Origin of the sequence: Paenibacillus mesotrionivorans, from assembly GCF_046098205.1 — a bacterium.
Taxonomy (GTDB): domain Bacteria; phylum Bacillota; class Bacilli; order Paenibacillales; family NBRC-103111; genus Paenibacillus_AR; species Paenibacillus_AR mesotrionivorans.
In genome coordinates, this window is the sequence record NZ_JBJURJ010000021.1 from 1 (window position 1) to 17312 (window position 17312).

Annotated in this window: 16 protein-coding genes, 1 rRNA gene and 1 other RNA gene; 2 read left to right on the forward strand and 16 right to left on the reverse strand. The window is 53.6% G+C overall.

Going from position 1 to position 17312, the window contains the following annotated elements; all coding sequences use genetic code 11:
* The 10 genes from ACI1P1_RS25530 to rpmE all read right to left on the reverse strand — a co-directional run.
* Positions 1 to 72, reverse strand: a 16S ribosomal RNA gene (locus ACI1P1_RS25530); the annotation flags it as partial.
* 300 nt (positions 73 to 372) lie between these two features.
* The gene (locus ACI1P1_RS25535; protein WP_416219326.1) at positions 373 to 639 is read right to left on the reverse strand and encodes a pro-sigmaK processing inhibitor BofA family protein; all 267 of its coding nucleotides are present in this window, start codon (positions 637 to 639) and stop codon (positions 373 to 375) included.
* A 16-nt stretch (positions 640 to 655) separates the two neighbouring features.
* Positions 656 to 997: a DUF2508 family protein gene (locus ACI1P1_RS25540; protein WP_416219327.1), complete on the reverse strand. Its 342-nt coding sequence runs from the start codon at positions 995 to 997 to the stop codon at positions 656 to 658.
* A 177-nt stretch (positions 998 to 1174) separates the two neighbouring features.
* A complete protein-coding gene (gene recR, locus ACI1P1_RS25545) occupies positions 1175 to 1771 on the reverse strand; it encodes a recombination mediator RecR (RefSeq protein ID WP_416219329.1) in 597 nt (198 codons plus the stop codon).
* A gap of 60 nt (positions 1772 to 1831) precedes the next feature.
* Positions 1832 to 2140 (reverse strand): YbaB/EbfC family nucleoid-associated protein, encoded by a 309-nt coding sequence (locus ACI1P1_RS25550; RefSeq protein ID WP_416219330.1) that lies wholly within the window; start codon positions 2138 to 2140, stop codon positions 1832 to 1834.
* Positions 2141 to 2254: 114 nt separating this feature from the next.
* Positions 2255 to 4024 (reverse strand): DNA polymerase III subunit gamma/tau, encoded by a 1770-nt coding sequence (gene dnaX, locus ACI1P1_RS25555; RefSeq protein WP_416219331.1) that lies wholly within the window; start codon positions 4022 to 4024, stop codon positions 2255 to 2257.
* Positions 4025 to 4254: 230 nt separating this feature from the next.
* Positions 4255 to 5664, reverse strand: a complete 1410-nt coding sequence (locus ACI1P1_RS25560; RefSeq protein ID WP_416219333.1) for an ATP-binding protein — start codon at positions 5662 to 5664, stop codon at positions 4255 to 4257.
* 195 nt (positions 5665 to 5859) lie between these two features.
* Positions 5860 to 6125, reverse strand: an RNA gene (gene ffs / locus ACI1P1_RS25565) — signal recognition particle sRNA large type.
* 62 nt (positions 6126 to 6187) lie between these two features.
* Positions 6188 to 6583: a hypothetical protein gene (locus tag ACI1P1_RS25570; RefSeq protein WP_416219334.1), complete on the reverse strand. Its 396-nt coding sequence runs from the start codon at positions 6581 to 6583 to the stop codon at positions 6188 to 6190.
* An 81-nt stretch (positions 6584 to 6664) separates the two neighbouring features.
* Positions 6665 to 6862 carry a 50S ribosomal protein L31 gene (rpmE, locus tag ACI1P1_RS25575; protein WP_416219335.1) on the reverse strand — a complete coding sequence of 66 codons (198 nt, stop codon included), beginning with the start codon at positions 6860 to 6862 and terminating at the stop codon, positions 6665 to 6667.
* Positions 6863 to 7072: 210 nt separating this feature from the next.
* Here rpmE and ACI1P1_RS25580 point away from each other — a divergent pair, with 210 nt between their 5' ends.
* Both ACI1P1_RS25580 and ACI1P1_RS25585 read left to right on the forward strand, forming a co-directional pair.
* Entirely contained in the window at positions 7073 to 8608 is a 1536-nt protein-coding gene (locus tag ACI1P1_RS25580; protein ID WP_416219336.1) for a DHA2 family efflux MFS transporter permease subunit, read from the forward strand.
* 86 nt (positions 8609 to 8694) lie between these two features.
* On the forward strand, positions 8695 to 9294 hold the full coding sequence (locus tag ACI1P1_RS25585; protein WP_416219337.1) for an acyl-CoA-like ligand-binding transcription factor: 600 nt from the start codon (positions 8695 to 8697) through the stop codon (positions 9292 to 9294).
* Between the two features lie 108 nt (positions 9295 to 9402).
* Here ACI1P1_RS25585 and ACI1P1_RS25590 read toward each other — a convergent pair whose 3' ends face one another.
* From ACI1P1_RS25590 to ACI1P1_RS25615, 6 genes are all read right to left on the reverse strand, one after another.
* Positions 9403 to 10656 carry a radical SAM family protein gene (locus tag ACI1P1_RS25590; protein ID WP_416219409.1) on the reverse strand — a complete coding sequence of 418 codons (1254 nt, stop codon included), beginning with the start codon at positions 10654 to 10656 and terminating at the stop codon, positions 9403 to 9405.
* Positions 10657 to 10698: 42 nt separating this feature from the next.
* Positions 10699 to 11976 (reverse strand): transcription termination factor Rho, encoded by a 1278-nt coding sequence (gene rho / locus ACI1P1_RS25595; RefSeq protein ID WP_416219338.1) that lies wholly within the window; start codon positions 11974 to 11976, stop codon positions 10699 to 10701.
* A gap of 85 nt (positions 11977 to 12061) precedes the next feature.
* Positions 12062 to 13312: a UDP-N-acetylglucosamine 1-carboxyvinyltransferase gene (locus ACI1P1_RS25600; protein WP_416219339.1), complete on the reverse strand. Its 1251-nt coding sequence runs from the start codon at positions 13310 to 13312 to the stop codon at positions 12062 to 12064.
* Between the two features lie 551 nt (positions 13313 to 13863).
* A complete protein-coding gene (fba, locus tag ACI1P1_RS25605; protein WP_416219340.1) occupies positions 13864 to 14721 on the reverse strand; it encodes a class II fructose-1,6-bisphosphate aldolase in 858 nt (285 codons plus the stop codon).
* A 273-nt stretch (positions 14722 to 14994) separates the two neighbouring features.
* Complete coding sequence (locus tag ACI1P1_RS25610) at positions 14995 to 15387, reverse strand: response regulator (protein ID WP_416219341.1); 393 nt, start codon at positions 15385 to 15387, stop codon at positions 14995 to 14997.
* Between the two features lie 299 nt (positions 15388 to 15686).
* Positions 15687 to 17288, reverse strand: coding sequence for a CTP synthase (locus ACI1P1_RS25615; RefSeq protein WP_416219343.1), 1602 nt, complete (start codon positions 17286 to 17288; stop codon positions 15687 to 15689).
* Positions 17289 to 17312: the final 24 nt, after the last annotated feature.

Sequence of the window (17312 nt, forward strand, 5' to 3'; positions counted from 1 at the left end):
AACCCGCTCGACTTGCATGTATTAGGCACGCCGCCAGCGTTCGTCCTGAGCCAGGATCAAACTCTCCATAAAAGTGGCCCCGAAGGACCGTTATGTTAGAGCTGATTGCTCAATTGTTCAAACGTTTGGCTTCATTGTTTTGCTGCTCGTTGTTCAGTTTTCAAGGAGCTCGTTTGTTTCTTCGTCGTTCTCTTCTTCAAGAGGCGACTTTTTTAATATACCACATTGTCATGCATCTTTGCAAGCATTATTTTTTAATTTCTTGCTTGCCTTGCTTTTCCATCCTTCCGCTGCACGGCTTGTCTCAGCGGCGGAATTTGATAATAACATAGAATTCAACAGGAATGCAACACTTTTTTTTCAAATTCGAGCTTATCCGATAAGAGTCAGCTTCAAAGCCACCAGCAGAGCCAGCCCCGGAACGCCCAGAACCCCGATGGTGGACAGCGTATACGCATTAATCGGCACCTGGAACATGTACCGCTGCCCTACCCAGTTTACAGCATACAGAAGAAGCGCTGCGGCGATGACGTGCAGGCCCAGCGTCTTCAACCAGGCGCCCGCACTGCTGTTGCGCAGTACGAGCAGCACCAGCGAAGAAAGAGATAATAGAAATACCGCCCACCAAAGATATTCCATCCTCTACCTCCTCCTGTCAGAAACCGGCTGCCTGGCCCCTGCCTTTTTTGGTTGCTTCTTTTCCCTTGCCGGTTAAGGCATGCATGTGCTGAGCCTGAGTTGCCACCAGCAGACCATCCTCCCACTGCATCAGCTTGGCTTGCCGCAAAAGCATAATATAGCGTTTTTCCGCCGCTTCCAGAGCAAAGATGGCATAATCAATCTGATCCTTTTCCACTACCCACTCCAGCCGTTGTTGAGCCGTTGTCCATTCCAGATGGGCTTTGCGAATCTCCTGGTGCATCCCCACCTTATCCAGAAACCTGGGTTCTTCCAACCTTTTCTGCACCTTGCCCTTCCATACTGGAAAAAATCCCATACAAAACCTCTCCTTTCCGGTGAACCGGCATGTCCTTCTTTCTAGATATATGGCAATCTCAAGAAAGTTTAGAACCGAAACCTGTCCAAGAAAGGCACTAACTGCAGAATTGTTTTAACCATAAAAAAAGAAGACCCTCCGGTCTTCTTAAAAACACTTAATCAAAACAGTATACCGCTACAGCTCCCGGCGTCCTTCCAGAGCTTTGGTCAACGTTACTTCGTCGGCGTACTCCAGATCTCCCCCTACTGGGAGTCCGTGGGCAATCCGCGTCACCTTGATCCCGAAGGGGCGGACCAGCCGCGAAAGATACATCGCCGTTGCCTCCCCCTCAATATTGGGATTAGTGGCGAGGATCAGCTCCTGCACCTTGTCGTCACCCAGACGTTTCAGGAGCTCGGCAATATAGATATCATCCGGCCCGATTCCCTCCATTGGGGAGATGGCGCCGTGCAGCACGTGGTAATAACCGTGGAACTCCTTGGTGCGCTCCATGGCCACCAGATCCTTGGATTCCTGGACTACACAAATCACAGAGCCGTCCCGGGTTTTATCTTGGCAGACCCTGCACGGGTCCACATCCGTAATATTGCAGCAGGAGGAGCAATAATGGAGGTTGCGCTTCACATTCACCAGCGCCTTGGCAAATTCCAGGACCTCCTCCTCCTTCATATTCAATACAAAGAAGGCCAGGCGTCCGGCCGTTTTGGGGCCGATACCCGGAAGGCGGGTAAAAGAGTCAATCAGTTTCGCTAAAGGTTCCGGGTAAAACAAGCCAGCAGCCCCTTCTTTTATTAAAATAGTCCTGCACGTTCAGCCCGCGCAGGCAATTGATTAGAACAAACCAGGGATCTTCATGCCGCCGGTGAACTTGCCCATATCCTTGTTCGCCAGCTCGTCGGCTTGATTCAGGGCGTCATTCACAGCTGTCAGAACCAGATCCTGCAGCATTTCTACATCCTCCGGATCAACCGCCTCCGGCTTAATGGCAATAGAAACAATCTTCTTTTGGCCATTGGCTACAACCGTCACAACTCCGCCGGCAGTGCCCTCTACCGTCTTGGAGGCAAGCTCCTCCTGGGCCTTCATCATTTGCTCCTGCATCTTCTTCACTTGCTTCATCATTTGGTTCATGTTATTCATATCGTTCGCTCCTTTATACAAATAGGTCTTTGATGAATTCTCTAACGGGGGCTCCCCCAAAAGTAATCGGAATAAGCTGCGAAGCCCTCTCTTCACATTTGGGGGATGATCCTGTCAGTCTTCCCTGATCCGGACAAGATCCTCGCCGAACAGCTTAACCGCCTCCTGCACCCATTCGCCTTCCGCCGGCGGGGAGGACTCCTGCTCCAGCTTCAGCTCCTCGGGCTGTGCCTGTCCGGCGCCTGAGGATTGGACTTCCTTCCACTCGTTCATCATTACTGTAGCCAACCGTGCAGGCTGACCCAACACCTGACCCAGCACCTGTTCGATCACCTGCTTGTTGGCAGGTTTTTCGGTCGTTTCCCGGTGCATCGGGCTTTTGAAGGCAACCAGCACCTGATCGTCCTGGCAGGCCACGGGCTCCCCATCCACAAGCCAGGCATGAACGGTAATACGCGCTTCCTTCACTCCTGACAGCACCTGGCTCCACTTGGCTGCAACCTGCTTGAAAAAGGGGGACTGCCCTTCCTTCACAAAGCCGTCCAGCTTGATGGTGGACCTGCGGACAGCCGGAGCAGAGGCACGCCCACCGGGAGCCTGGCCGGGGGCACGGTTCGCCGCCGGCTGCGGGCTGGCGGCCGCAGGCGGATTCCGCATGAGCCCGGCCAGCTGTTCTTCCAGTTGGCCAATCCGCCGCTTCAAGAGCTGCAGCTCCTCTTGGCCGACCGATCCCCCGGCTCCGGCCGCAGAGGCCATAGCCGGCGGCAACTCTGCCTGGCGGGTTGAGGCTTCACCGGCCGAGGCCAAGGTGCACAGCTTCAGCACTGCCACCTCAAACAGCGTCTGCGGCTGGGTGGAATATTTCATCTCGTTCTGGAAATGGTTCAGCACTTCCATAATGGCAAACAGGCGGTCCGCAGAGAAGGTCTCCGCCATGGCCTTAAACCTGGGAATATCCAGCACCCGTTCCGTCACGGTCTGGGAGCCGGGAACCATTTTGATCATCAGAATATCGCGGAAATAAAGCAGCAGGTTCTCCATGCAGCGGTCTGCGCTTTTACCTTCCTGCATCAGCAGGCTGATCCAGCTCAGGGCTTGACCGCTGTCTCCTTCGCGGATATGGGCGGCCAGCTCGGCGAACCGTTCGCCGGCAATCCCTCCGGTCATGGCAACGGCATCGTCATAGCTGATGGCATTGCCTGTAAAGGAGATGATCTGATCCAGCAGGCTCAACGCGTCACGCATGCCCCCTTCGGACAGGCGGGCAATGTATTGGGCCGCTTCCACCTGGAGATCCACACCCTCCTCGCGGCATACCTCGAGAAGACGTCCGACCTCCTCCTCCAGCGGAATCCTCCGGAAATCAAAGCGCTGGCACCGGGAAATGATCGTCGCCGGAATGCGGTGCGGCTCGGTGGTCGCCAGGATGAACATCACATTGGGAGGCGGCTCCTCCAGTGTTTTGAGGAGGGCATTAAAAGCCTCAGTGGTGAGCATATGGACCTCATCAATGATATATACCTTATGCCGGACTTCGGTGTAGGCAAAAATCATCTTATCCCGGAGATTGCGGATCTCATCGATCCCCCGGTTGGAGGCGGCGTCAATTTCCAGGACCCCGATTTCCGAACCTTCCGTGATGGCCAGGCAGGAGGGGCAGGTATTACACGGCTCCTCGCCGGGACCCTGGCGGCAGTTGACGGCTTTGGCCAGCAGCTTGGCAATGGTGGTTTTGCCAGTGCCGCGGGGGCCGTTGAACAAATAAGCGTGGGAGAGTCTGCTCTCTTTCAGCGAATTCTGCAGAGTACGGATAATATGCTGCTGTCCCACCACATCCCCGAAAAGCTGGGGCCTCCACGTGCGGTACAACGCTTTATGAGCCATGATTTCCTCTCCGTTTCCGTAAGCGGCTCCGGTTCTTCCAAACAACCGGACCCCGCAGTCATTCGTTTCAACATTATATCACAGGAGACGCCACTTCTTCCAGAAAGCATCCGCCAATGGCCCGTTTCCCCCTATGCCAAAGAAGACCGGCTCATCCCAATGGCGGCCGGCCTCCCTTTTTAAGAAGAGATAATGCTTACAATTATGTATTCAACCAAATAATTACATATCTATGGTATAGGTATGCTGACCGTAAAGGTTGTGCCGAAGCCTTTGGAGGACACACGGATAATACCGCCGATATCATGAATAATCCGCTGGCAGACGGATAAGCCCAGTCCTGTCCCGTTGGGTTTGGTGGTAAAGAAGGGGTCGAAGATTTTGTCCACTACAAAATGGGGGATACCCGGTCCGGTATCGTGGATTTCGATGTGGAGCTTGTTCTCCTGCAGATCCCGTTTGACCTGAACAGTCAGGACCCCTTCTCCGGACATGGCTTCAATCCCGTTTTTGCTGATGTTCAGAAAAACCTGCTTCAGCATTTCCCTGTCGGCAATCACACGGGGAAGCTCCTCCGTCACAATCTGCTGCACAGTAATGTTGTGGAGGGTGGCCTCACTATGGATAATCGGCATGATCTCCTTCAGCACCAACGGAATATCCACCAGCTCGTAGTTGACGTTTTTGCGCTTACCCAGCAGCAGAAATTCATTCACCAGCTCATTGATCCGGTCAATCTCCATCAGCATAATCTCGGTGTAGCTTTTTTCCTTGTCCATCTCCCGCTCCACAAAGGTATTGCGGAACATCTGCAGGAACCCTTTGATGGATGTTAGCGGATTGCGGATCTCGTGGGCTGTGCCTGCTGCAATTTGGCCAATCATGGAGAGCCGGTCGTTGCGCTGCACCTGCTCCTCCAAAGAGCGCAGATTGGTCACATCCTTGAAGGTCACGTATCCGCCCTGAACACCTCCCGCGTGATCCCGCAGAATATTGGAATCCACCAGAAGCTCATAACGTTCGTTGTTGTTGGTCCAGGACAAGGCATGATTGCGGTACAGTACCCCCTCGAAGATGCCCTTCGGCATGGGCTGATGATCCTCCGGAAGCTCGCGGAACATATCCGACAAGGGTCTGTTGATAACCTTGCCCCGCTCAATGCCGAATATCCGGCAGGCCATGTCGCTGATGTCGATAAGCTTGTAATCCGTGTCAAACAACAGCACACCCAGGTTGATATCCTGCAGGAGAGTTCCTGCAAATTGCTGCAGCAGATTCAAGTCCTCACCGGGCTTCAAATCATGCAGGTGCAGCATGGTGTATTCCTCTCCGTTCGTTCCTCTGAACCTCCCCTGGAAAAACCGGCTCGATATCATCCTTCCCGCATAATCCCGAAGCAGAAGCAGCTGGCCTTGGTCATAGTCCAAGCCCTCCGGCAGGAACGACTTTTCCATGAAGCTGCTGACATCCTCTCCAAAGATCTGGTTCTGTGTATACCCCGTCAGCTCAAGGAATACCCGGTTGCAGCAGTACAGGCAGTTGTTTCCGTCAATTACGGCTACGGCATGCTTATACAATTGATCTAGGTAATGCTGGATTTTCTCCTCTGATATGGCATAGTAAATCAAGGCCTCTTGCATAAGATCGTACACCCCCCTGCTATATGGACAGCAGCTAAGCCAGATTCATCACGTTCGGAGATTAACAATTTATAGAGTTCTCCTAATAATGACAATTTCCTCCTATTGGCAATAAAATTTTAGAAAGTCCTGATTAAATAATAAAAAAGCACCCCTCAACGGAGTGCTCATCATGTCTGAATGTAAAAATAGGTACCGTGCACCTGTCCTCGGGCAGGCAATCCGGGCGGAACATCTGTCGTTGGCTCGGGCTAGGCTACCCTCCGGCACATGGACCCTCTTGCTTACGGCTGCTTCCTTCCGGACCTGACCGGGTTCACAAGTATCCATTGCGGAGGACCCGGCCGTCAACACTACGTGCAGACGTCAGACCCCACATTACAAGACCTCAAAACAGGAATTCAACCCCGCTGTAGCGGACTGCGGGTTACAGGGCACCGCTACCTCCCCGTCTAGCACGGTATTGATAAGTATAGCGGATTCGCGGGATGAACGCAACCATCCGCAGAAATTGGCGCATTTATTAAAAAACATGATTCTTTTCCACGGATACCCTGACGTCATACTGGGGCAGCAAACGCCCCAACAGCTCTTGGGCGCTCTTGCGGATTTGCATGGATTCTTCTATATCCAGCTGCTTGCCCAGATGGAGCGTAATGTACGCGGTAAGCCCATTAAACAGGACCGATGAGTCGGTAACCCCGGGGATACGGGCGATGGCTTCCTTTAAGATTTTTGCATCCGAGGCGTAAGTGCCGGTGGGCAAGGAAGCGGCAGAACCGGTGGAAGCAGCATCAACAGGAGCGGCCCCGCGGCTGTAAACCCGGACACCCTCATCACCGGAAACGGCACCGCAAGCGGTTAACCATCCGGCAGCCAAAAGACCACAGCAGAAGGCGGGCAACAATGGTTTCAACATAAAAAAAACACCTCCACAGGGCTTAGCTTAGCCCCGGGAGATGTCCTTATTCGTTCCAACCGCAGGTAATAAGCGGAAGGCTTAGATGCCGTATTTCTTTTTGAACTTATCCACACGACCGCCAACGTCGATAAACTTCTGCTTGCCGGTGTAGAAAGGATGGCAGTTGGAGCAGATTTCGACGCGAAGAGCTTGCTTCACGGAGCCGGATTCGAAGGTGTTACCGCATGCGCAGGTCACCGTGGCTGCATAATACTTCGGATGAATCGCTTCTTTCATGATCATTCACCTCTTTCTGCCCTGGTTCCTCATAAGGGGAGTGTCCACGAACCAGAGTTAAATTGACACATAGCGGTATTGTAGCATAGACCCGTTTGGGAAAGCAATACTTTTTGCGGACAAGCCTGCAGACACACTCACAATATTTATTTTGACAGTTACTATCATTTGATATATTATGTCAATATTAAACCGAAAGGGATGGTACAAATGGTTTTGAAAAACAACAGCAGGTGGTGGGTGCTCTTCTCCCTTAGCCTGGGATTGATGGCGGTCAGCCTGGATACGACTGTACTGAATGTGGCATTGCCCACTTTGGCAGTAGAGCTTCAAGCCTCAACCAGCCAGCTGCAGTGGATTCTGGATGCGTATAACTTGATTCTGGCCGTAGTGCTGCTGCCGGCAGGAATGCTGGGCGACAGGTATGGCCGGAAGAAGCTTCTTCTTGGTGCACTTCTCCTGTTCGGAGCAGCCTCGGCCGCCTGCGCTGCTTCAGGTACAGCCGGTATGCTGATTGGCATGCGTGCTTTTCTGGGAATAGGGGCCGCTTTTCTGATTCCCCTCTCCATCTCCGTGCTTCCGGTGCTGTTTAAAGGAGAGGAGAGAACCCGGGCCATGATGATCTGGATGACAGTAAATATGCTGGGTATCCCTCTTGGCCCTCTTGTCGGCGGTTATTTGTTGAAGCATTACCATTGGAGCTCCGTATTCCTCATCAATCTCCCTCTAATCGCAATCGCCCTCACCGCCGTCGCTCTCCTGATGCCCGAATCCCACAGCGAACACCGGCCTAAGCTTGATGCGGGCGGGATCATTTTCTCCAGTACGGGATTGGGCGCCATTACCTTCGGCTTTATCCGGGCCGGCGAACAGGGCTGGAGCGACCATGCAGCCTGGCTGGCTATTGCAGGAGGCATTCTGCTGCTTATTGTGCTGTTTTTGTGGGAACGCAAGGCTGTAGAACCCTTGGTTGATTTCTCCATGTTCCGATCGAGGAGCTTTACCTGGGGAACGCTGCTGGCTACAGGCGTTACCTTCTCCATGTTTGGGCTTTTGTTTGGATTGCCGCAATTTTTTCAGGCGGTAAAAGGAACGGATGCCTTCGGAACGGGGCTTCGTCTCCTTCCATTAATCGGAGGAACTCTGGCGGGCGCCAAAATTTCCGAGCTATTTATTCCCCGGCTGGGCTGCAAAGCAGTGATTTCTGCGGGGTTTGTGCTCCTGGGAGCGGGTTTGGCCTTGGGCACAGGCACCGGGTTGGATACCGGTTTTGGCTATATCGCCTTGTGGACTGTTATTGCCGGAGCTGGTTTGGGGTTTGCTCTGCCTACCGCAATGGATATGGCGCTGGGAGAGCTTACCGAGGCAAAAAGCGGTATTGGTTCGGCCTTAGTCATGGCAACGCGGCAGGTAGGCGCTTCAATCAGCGTGGCTCTGCTGGGTTCGGCCTTGAGTGCCGTCTATCGTGCCAATTTGTCTTTGGGCGGGCTTCCTGATGGAGCCGCACAAGCGATCCGCAAAAGCGCCGCAGCCGGAACAACAGCCGCTGTGAAGCTGAGTTCGCCGGAGATATTGGCTATGATCCGCTCCGCCTATATCCATGGCATGGAAATACTGCTATGGATATGTGCGGGAAGCGCCCTTATCAGCCTGTTCCTGGGCCTCCTCTTTTTGCCCCGCGGGCTGAATGCTGCTGCAGCCAACACCACCGGCAGTACCCGGGCAAGTGACTCCACCCCTTCATAAAACCTTTCCCATCCTGTCCAAAAAAGGTAAACTGGAGAAAACCCCGATTTGACAACGGGGCTTTGGTTACCATGGAGGGATTCCAATTGTCGGATGGAGCAGAGCGCAAAATGGGCCTGCGTGAACGCAAAAAATTGAAAACAAGAGCCACGATCCGCAAAATGGCCATGCAGCTGTTTCGTGAGCAGGGTTACCAGGCGACTACCGTCGAACAGATTGCGGAGGTTTCGGAGGTTTCTCCCAGCACCTTTTTCCGGTATTTCGCTTCCAAGGAAGCGGTTGTGACAGAGGATGATTATGATCCGCTGCTGATCGAAGCATACCGTGTACAACCCCTGGACACCGCCCCTATCCAAGCGCTGCGCAACGCCCTCAGAGAAGGCTTCGGCCATATTTCCCAAGATGACCGGGAAGGGATGTGGGAACGGATTTCTCTGACCTATTCCGTTCCGGAGCTGCGCGGTGCGGCTTTGCAGCAGGTTATGGGCACATCGGAAACCATCAGCATCGAAACCGCACGGCGGTATGGCAAACATGCCTCCGATCTGAAAACACGCACCTTTGCAGCAGCCGTGGTAGGTGTGGTCATTGCGGCCCAGATGCATTACATCGAGCATCCCGAACGGGAATTCGTGGATATTGTGGATGAGGCGCTGGCCTTGATGGATAACGGATTTCCTCTATAAACGTTCCCCGGATGAACCTTCTCGCCACAAGCACAAAAAAAGCTGTCCGTCTTAGACCCTGATGGGTTTTAAGAACGGACAGCTTTTTGATTGATAAGATTGACGAGTCTATTTGCGCGCCAGACTTTCCGGCGTATGGGTGTATGAGCCAAGCTTCGTGCCGGGTAACTCCGCACGGAAGATGTCCAGCATCTGCTTCATGCCGAGTATTTCGCCCCGCGGCTTGGGAATAAGCCCCAGATAACTCTCCGGATCGATGTTCAGGTTGCGCAGCTGGATCAGCTTCAGATCCGTCCGCCGGGCCAGCCCCACCATGGCTTCAATTTCCTCTTCCCTGTCACTAACCCCGGGGAATACCAGATAATTGATGGAGGTAACCACACCCTTGTCGGCTGCATAACGCAGAGACTTCTCCACGTTGGCCAAGGTGTAGCCTCTGGGCCGGTAATAAGCATTGTAATGATCGTCCAAGGCGCTGATCGTGCTCACCCGGATCAAATTCAGGCCCGCGTCCACGATCCCCCGGATATGATCCGTCAGACCCGCATTGGTATTCATATTGATATATCCCATGGAGGTCATCTCTCTCACCCGCTTGATCGCCTGGATGATGATAGGCGCCTGGGTAGAGGGTTCTCCCTCGCAGCCCTGCCCGAAGCTGATAATAGACTCCGGTGTGGTCAAATGCTGCAGCATCAGCTGCACCAATTCATCCACCGTTGGCTTGAAGTTCATCCGCGTCTGCGGCGCCACGAAGGCGCTGCCCTCATCCTGCTCGGAGATACAGCCGAAGCAGCCTGCGTTGCAGGAATAGGATACCGGCACACCGCCCTCCCAACGCCCAAGGAACGTATTGGATGCCGTCAGGCATTCATATTCCAGCGCGCAGTTGGACAGGTGGGTGTAGAGCCGGTTCTCCGGATATTGCTCTGTCAGCTGCCGGACCTTCCGCTTCAGCTCCCGGGGATCGCAGGTATTGGGATTCCATTTATGGGGGTCGTCGCATTGCTCGGCGGCAACATAGAAGCCGTCATTCTTCCAGACCACGGCGGTGTACCCGAACAGGGGCAGCACCGAGGTTTTATCCGACTTGATGTAAGCAGGAATGAGAAGCCGGGTGTAGCCCTGGGGCAGCAGCGCCCCGACGGCGTTATACTCCCCTTGCATAACCTTCATATCGCCTGTAGCCGGATCGGCATATACAGGACGGGTGCAAGGCAGGCTGACCAGCGTCGCTCCTTCCGGCAGAGGAATCAGCTCACCCTCCAACAGATCGACGATCATATCGCCGCTGCGCCCTAAAGCCTCGCAATCGGGATGGTCATAGACCTTGCCGTCTTGATCGGCGTATACCAGTCGCATCAACGTAGCTGCCTCCTTTTTCATCTGCGGGATCCTGTTGGTTTAAGAAACGGAGGTTTTGGCCTTCCGGATATTACCCGTGGGGTCCAGATTCTCCAGGAATTCCTGATTGGTCTTCGCTTCACTAAGCCGCTTCAGGAAGGCCTCCGTAAATTCGTGAGTATCCTGCATGTTCTTGCGCAGGGCCCAGATTTTCTCCAGCTCTTCCTTGGCCAGCAGCATTTCCTCCCGGCGTGTACCGGATTTGCGGATATCGATGGAGGGGAAGATCCGTTTCTCCGCAAGCTTGCGGTCCAAGTGCAGCTCCAGGTTGCCGGTCCCCTTAAATTCTTCGTAGATTACGTCATCCATCCGGGAGCCGGTTTCGATAAGGGCTGTAGCCAGAATGGTCAGGCTGCCGCCTTCCTCAATATTCCGGGCTGCGCCGAAGAACCGTTTGGGCCGGTGGAATGCTCCCGGATCGATACCGCCGGACAAGGTGCGGCCGGTAGGAGGCACAACCAGGTTGTACGCCCGGGCCAGCCGGGTGATGCTGTCCAGCAGAATCACAACGTCTTTCTTGTGCTCAACCAGCCGTTGGGCCCGTTCCAGCACCAATTCTGCCACCTTGATATGATTCTCCGGCAGCTCGTCGAAGGTGGAGGCTACAACCTCGCCTTTGACCGAACGCTGCATATCGGTTACTTCCTCCGGACGTTCGTCAATCAACAGCACAAACAGCTCCACATCGGGATAATTGGTGGAAATGCTGTTGGCGATTTCCTTCAGCAGCAGGGTTTTGCCCGCTTTGGGCGGAGCCACGATCAAGCCCCGCTGGCCCATACCCACAGGTGCCAACAGATCCATTACCCGGGTGGAAATTTGGGTAGGATTGGTCTCCAACGTAATTTTCTTCTGGGGATAAAGAGGAGTCAGCGCGGGAAAATGAAGCCGTTCCGCTGCGGTCTCCGGTTTTTCGCCGTTAACCGCCTCGACCTGGAGCAAGCCGAAATACCGTTCGTTCTCCTTGGGAGGACGGCATTTGCCCGAGACTACGTCGCCGGAGCGCAGGTCAAATTTGCGGATTTGGGAAGCAGAGATATAGATATCCTCCGCACTGGGCAAATAATTGATCGGACGCAGGAAGCCGAAGCCCTCCTGGAGGATATCCAGAACCCCCTCCATAAACATCAAGCCGCCCTTTTCCGCCTGGGCCCGAAGGATGGCAAAAATCAGCTCTTTCTTCTTCATTTGGCCATAATAAGGAATCTGATGATGTTTGGCCAGCTTGTACAGTTCAGTGAGCTTCAGCGTCTGAAGCTCGGACAGTTGCATATCCATCTCATTAACCACCACGCTCTATTAAAATTTTTCATTCTCTTTTGTACACAATACGTTTAACCAGTTTACCCCAAATGCCTATCTCTTATTCCCGCCAAACCTGGGCCCCCAAGAGACTCAGGTTCTCTACCAGATTGTCATAGCCCCGGTCGATATATTCCACACCGGTCACCTCGGTCAGCCCGCCGCCGGGCACAGTCAGACCCGCCACCACCAAGGCTGCTCCAGCTCTCAGATCAGTCGCTTTCACCTTTGCCCCGGAGAGGTGGGTGCCCTCAATAATGGCGGTCCGGCCTTCCACCTTGATTTTGGCTCCCATCCGGACCAGCTCGGGAACATGCTTGAACCGGTTGTTATACACGTAGTCGGTGAGGAGACTGGTGCCGCTGGCCTGGGTCAGGAGGCTGGCCATTGGCGATTGCATATCCGTGGCAAAACCCGGATACACCAGCGCCTTCACATCCACAGCCTGGTAGCCCGGCTGGCCCAGCACCCGGATGGCTTCATCCATCTCGGTAATCTGGACGCCCATTTCCCGCAGCTTGGCCGTGACCGCTTCCATATGCTTCGGAATAATATTATCGACGATCACATCGCCCCGGGTGGCCGCGGCGGCAATCATATAGGTACCGGCCTGGATCCGGTCCGGAATGATAGAATGGCGGCAGCCGTGCATCTCGCTGACTCCCTCCACCCGGATGGTTTCCGTGCCGGCTCCCTTGATGCGGGCTCCCATGTTGTTCAAGAGTGTTGCAACATCTATAATTTCAGGCTCTTTGGCCGCATTTTCGATCAAAGTCACACCTTTGGCCCGGGAGGCTGCCAGCATGATATTAATGGTGGCACCCACGCTGACCACGTCGAGGTAAATCTTCGCGCCGCGCAGTTCCTTGGCTTGAATGTGAATGGCTCCGTATTCATTGCTTACCCGGGCGCCGAGGGCTTCGAATCCCTTGATATGCTGGTCAATGGGACGCGGTTCAAAATTACAGCCGCCGGGCAAACCGATGACAGCTTCACCAAACCGCCCCAGAAGCGCACCCATCAGATAATAGGAGGCGCGGAGCTTCTTGACGTTCCCGTTGGGCATAGGCACGGATTTCAAGGCGGAGGGATCAATGGTCATCTGATCTCCCTGCCATTCCACGCCAGCCCCCAAATCCACCAGAAGCTCGCGGTAGATGGAGACATCGCTTAACACGGGCAAATTATCTAAGGTGACGGGGGTCTCCGCAAGGAGCGCAGCCGGAATTAAAGCAAGGGCGCTGTTTTTGGCGCCGCTGATGGTGACGGTTCCCCGCAAGGGCGAGCCGCCTGCGATCATCAGTTTCTGCATCTGCACCTTTTCCTCCTAAAGCTTTGCCGAGGGCAAAGCTGACTTCGTAAGCATTCGCTAAGTTTTGTCGTGAGACAAAACTTACTTCGTAAGCTATCACTAGGCTTCATAAAAATAAATGTAAGCATCAAAAAATGTACGTTATTCGATGTTTCACAGCATACACCTGGCAATACCACTTGCCAGACCCGCCAGGAAAGAGCGGATAACTTGCCGCCTCCCGGACAGAATCCCGGAAATGAGCCAAGCGTTAACTAGTAACACGTACTGTTCATAAGCATAAGCAGAAGCCTACCAGACCTGCATATGTAAGGGACTTGTACGCCGTTTGGCGTTGTGCAGCAACATACCGAATTCCGGGGACAGGATGGTGAGGTGCAAAAATGAGGCCGTATTTCCAAGGTAGAAGGCAGCCGCGCCGCTTCCTATGATTCTATCGATTGCGACATCATTAGACGCGCAAAAAGGTTCCCATAACAATAGAAAGGGAAGGCATCTGTAAGAGATGGATGCTTTCCCTTTCCGAATTATGTCAAATTACGGAAAACAGATTAAGCTTTGCCGGCGCTGCCGAAAAGCTGAATCTTGGATTTCACCACGTCGATCATGGCGTTGCGGGCAGGTGTCAGATACTTGCGGGGATCATACACCTTGGAATCCTTGGCAAGCACTTCGCGGATAGCGGCAGTACCGGCAACTTGGTTCTCGGTGTTTACATTGATCTTGGAAGCACCTGCAGCGATTGCTTGGGCGATGAGCTCGTCCGGCACGCCGGATCCGCCGTGCAGCACGATGGAAACCGGAATTGCAGCTGCAACCTTTTCAATGATATCGTTGTGGATCTTTACTTCGCCTTTATAAACGCCGTGTGCGGTACCAACAGCAATTGCCAAAGCGTCAACCTTGGTTTCTTCATAGAAACGCAGGGCTTCTTCCGGCTTGGCCAATTGAGCGCTGGCTTCGTCATGGCTGATGTCGTCTTCAGTACCGCCGATGGTGCCCAGCTCGCCTTCAACGGAAACGCCCATGGCATGAGCCACTTTAACGATTTCCTTGGTCAGACGGATGTTCTCCTCGAAAGAATAGTGGGAGCCGTCGAACATAACGGAGCTGAAGCCCGCGCGGATACACTTCATGGCAACTTCGAAGCTGCTGCCGTGGTCCAGGTGGAGGGCGATGGGCAAACCGGATTTCTTGGCGGAAGCTTCCGCAAGAGCGACGGTGTACTCAATACCCATGTACTTCAGTGCGCCTTCGCTGACACCGAAGATAATCGGGGATTTCAGTTCTGTAGCTGCTTCAGTGATGGCTTGAGCAAACTCAAGGTTATTCATGTTGAATTGACCCACCGCATACTTGCCTGCTTTGGCTTGCGGAAGGAACTCATTCATAGAAACTAACAAAGACATGCAGGTTTCCTCCTATCTGTTTTCAATCATCTGGAACATTATATCATACAACCCTGTCATGTGTAACCAAGCCCGTAAAAAACCTTCTGGCTGGCGGATTACAAAGGGGAAAAGGCCATCCATTTCAGGGTGGCTGTTGGCTAGTGTCTCCAGACTGCCGGAAGACTAAACCTGTGGCCCGGCCGTATAACGCAGTACAAGCTGGCGCCAAAAAAAATGATCCTGCCGGCAGGATCAAAGGTAAGGCAAAAGACCTGATGCACGCTTGCAAGACTAGATGGCAAAGCTGCTGTTCGGCCCAAAATGCCGCAGCTCCGTGTTTACCGCCAGACGCAGCTCATCAATGTCAAAGGGTTTGGTGAAATGAGTCAACGCTCCCAAATCCGTGGCTTCCTTGATCATGTCGAGCTCTCCATAGGCCGTCATCATAATCACCTTGATGGACGAATCGATCTGTTTGATATGCTTGAGAATATCAAGGCCGTCCATTCCCGGAATCTTCATGTCCAATAGCACCAAATCCGGCGCTTCCTTCCGGACGATTTCCAGGGCAAGCTTGCCGTTGGAGGCCTGAAACGTCTGATAGCCTTCCACATTGAAGACTTCCATCAGCAGGATGCGAATTCCGTTCTGGTCATCCACAATCAGAATCTTCTTCTTGTCCACTGCATACCCTCCCTATCTTGCGAAACAACAGCTTCTTCGGCGAATAAAGCCATCAATTCCAATGAATGGGTATAACATTCGCTATTCCTTCAGCAAATTCCTGCAATCCTTTAAGTATTTCATCAAAAATCTGAGAAAAACACCTGTCCGAAGGAGATTGTACAGTTTAAAGGCAGGGGCAGAACAGGCATAAAGCAAGAATGCAAGCGCTTACCAAAAAGCCATTTCCTTACAGCCGTTTCTACGTTATGCAAAAACTTCCGCTCCGCGCAGGAAATCTTGCGCGGAGCAGAGCATTTTTAGTGGGACAGCGTGAAGGCTGCTTTGACAAACTCCCGGAACAGCGCCTGCGGACGGTTGGGACGGGAGGTGAATTCGGGATGGAACTGGACAGCCAGGAACCAAGGATGGTCGGGGATTTCGATCATTTCCACCAGACGTCCGTCCGGGGATGTACCGGAAATGCGCAGACCCTTATGCTCCATCGCGTCGCGGTAAGCGTTGTTGAACTCGTACCGGTGACGGTGGCGCTCATATACCAGTTCATCGGCATAACAGGCTTCGGCCAGGGAGCCGGAAGCAATCTTGCAGGGGTACAGGCCAAGGCGCATGGTGCCGCCCAGGTCCTCGATGTCCTTCTGCTCCGGAAGCAGGTCGATAACCGGGTAGCCGGTGGTCGGATTGATCTCGGAGCTGTTGGCGCCTTCCAGGCCCAGGACATTGCGGGCAAATTCCACAACCGCTACTTGCATGCCCAGGCAAATGCCGAAGAACGGAATCTTCTCTTCACGGGCGTACTTGATGGCCATGATCTTGCCTTCAATACCCCGGTCGCCGAAGCCGCCGGGCACCAGGATGCCGGCAACGCCGCCCAGAAGGTCGTCCACGTTGTGCTCATATACATCCTCAGCGTTGACCCAACGGATCTTCACTTCCGAATCGCAGGCAAAGCCGGCGTGGGAGAGTGCTTCCACAATGGACAAATACGCGTCATGCAGCGCCACGTATTTGCCCACAATGGCGATCTCGGTGGTATGCTTCAGCTGCTTCACCTTTTGCACCATGGCTTCCCATTCGGTCATATCCGGGGCATTGGTGTTGAGCTTCAGATGGTTCACTACAATATCGTCGAGCCCTTGCTCGCGCATCATCAAAGGCACGTCATACAGGGTATCGGCGTCGATGCACTCGATGACCGCATTGGCATCGATGTCGCAGAACAGGCCGATCTTGCGCTTCAGATCTTCGGACAGGGTGTGTTCGGTGCGGCAGACAATTACATTGGGCTGGATCCCGATGCTGCGCAGCTCCTTCACACTGTGCTGGGTCGGCTTGGTTTTGACCTCGCCGGCTGCCTTCAGGTAAGGAATCAGCGTAACATGGATGTACATCACATTATCCCGGCCGATGTCGCTCTTAATTTGACGGATGGCTTCCAGGAACGGCAGGCTTTCGATATCGCCGACGGTGCCGCCGATTTCGGTAATGACCACATCGGATTGAGCTTCCCGGCCGGCGCGGAATACCCGGTCCTTGATCTCATTGGTGATGTGCGGAATCACCTGCACCGTACCGCCCAGATATTCGCCGCGGCGTTCCTTGGTGATAACCGAGGAATAGATTTTGCCCGTGGTAACGTTGCTGTTCTTGGACAGGTTGATGTCGATGAACCGCTCGTAGTGACCCAGGTCCAAATCCGTCTCCGCCCCGTCATCCGTCACGAACACCTCGCCGTGCTGGTACGGGCTCATGGTGCCCGGGTCCACGTTGATGTACGGATCAAACTTCTGAATGGTAACCTTCAGGCCCCTGTTCTTCAGAAGTCTCCCTAAAGACGCTGCCGTAATGCCTTTGCCTAAGGAAGATACAACACCGCCCGTCACAAAAATATACTTCGTCACAAGTTTAACCCCCTGCATGATCAT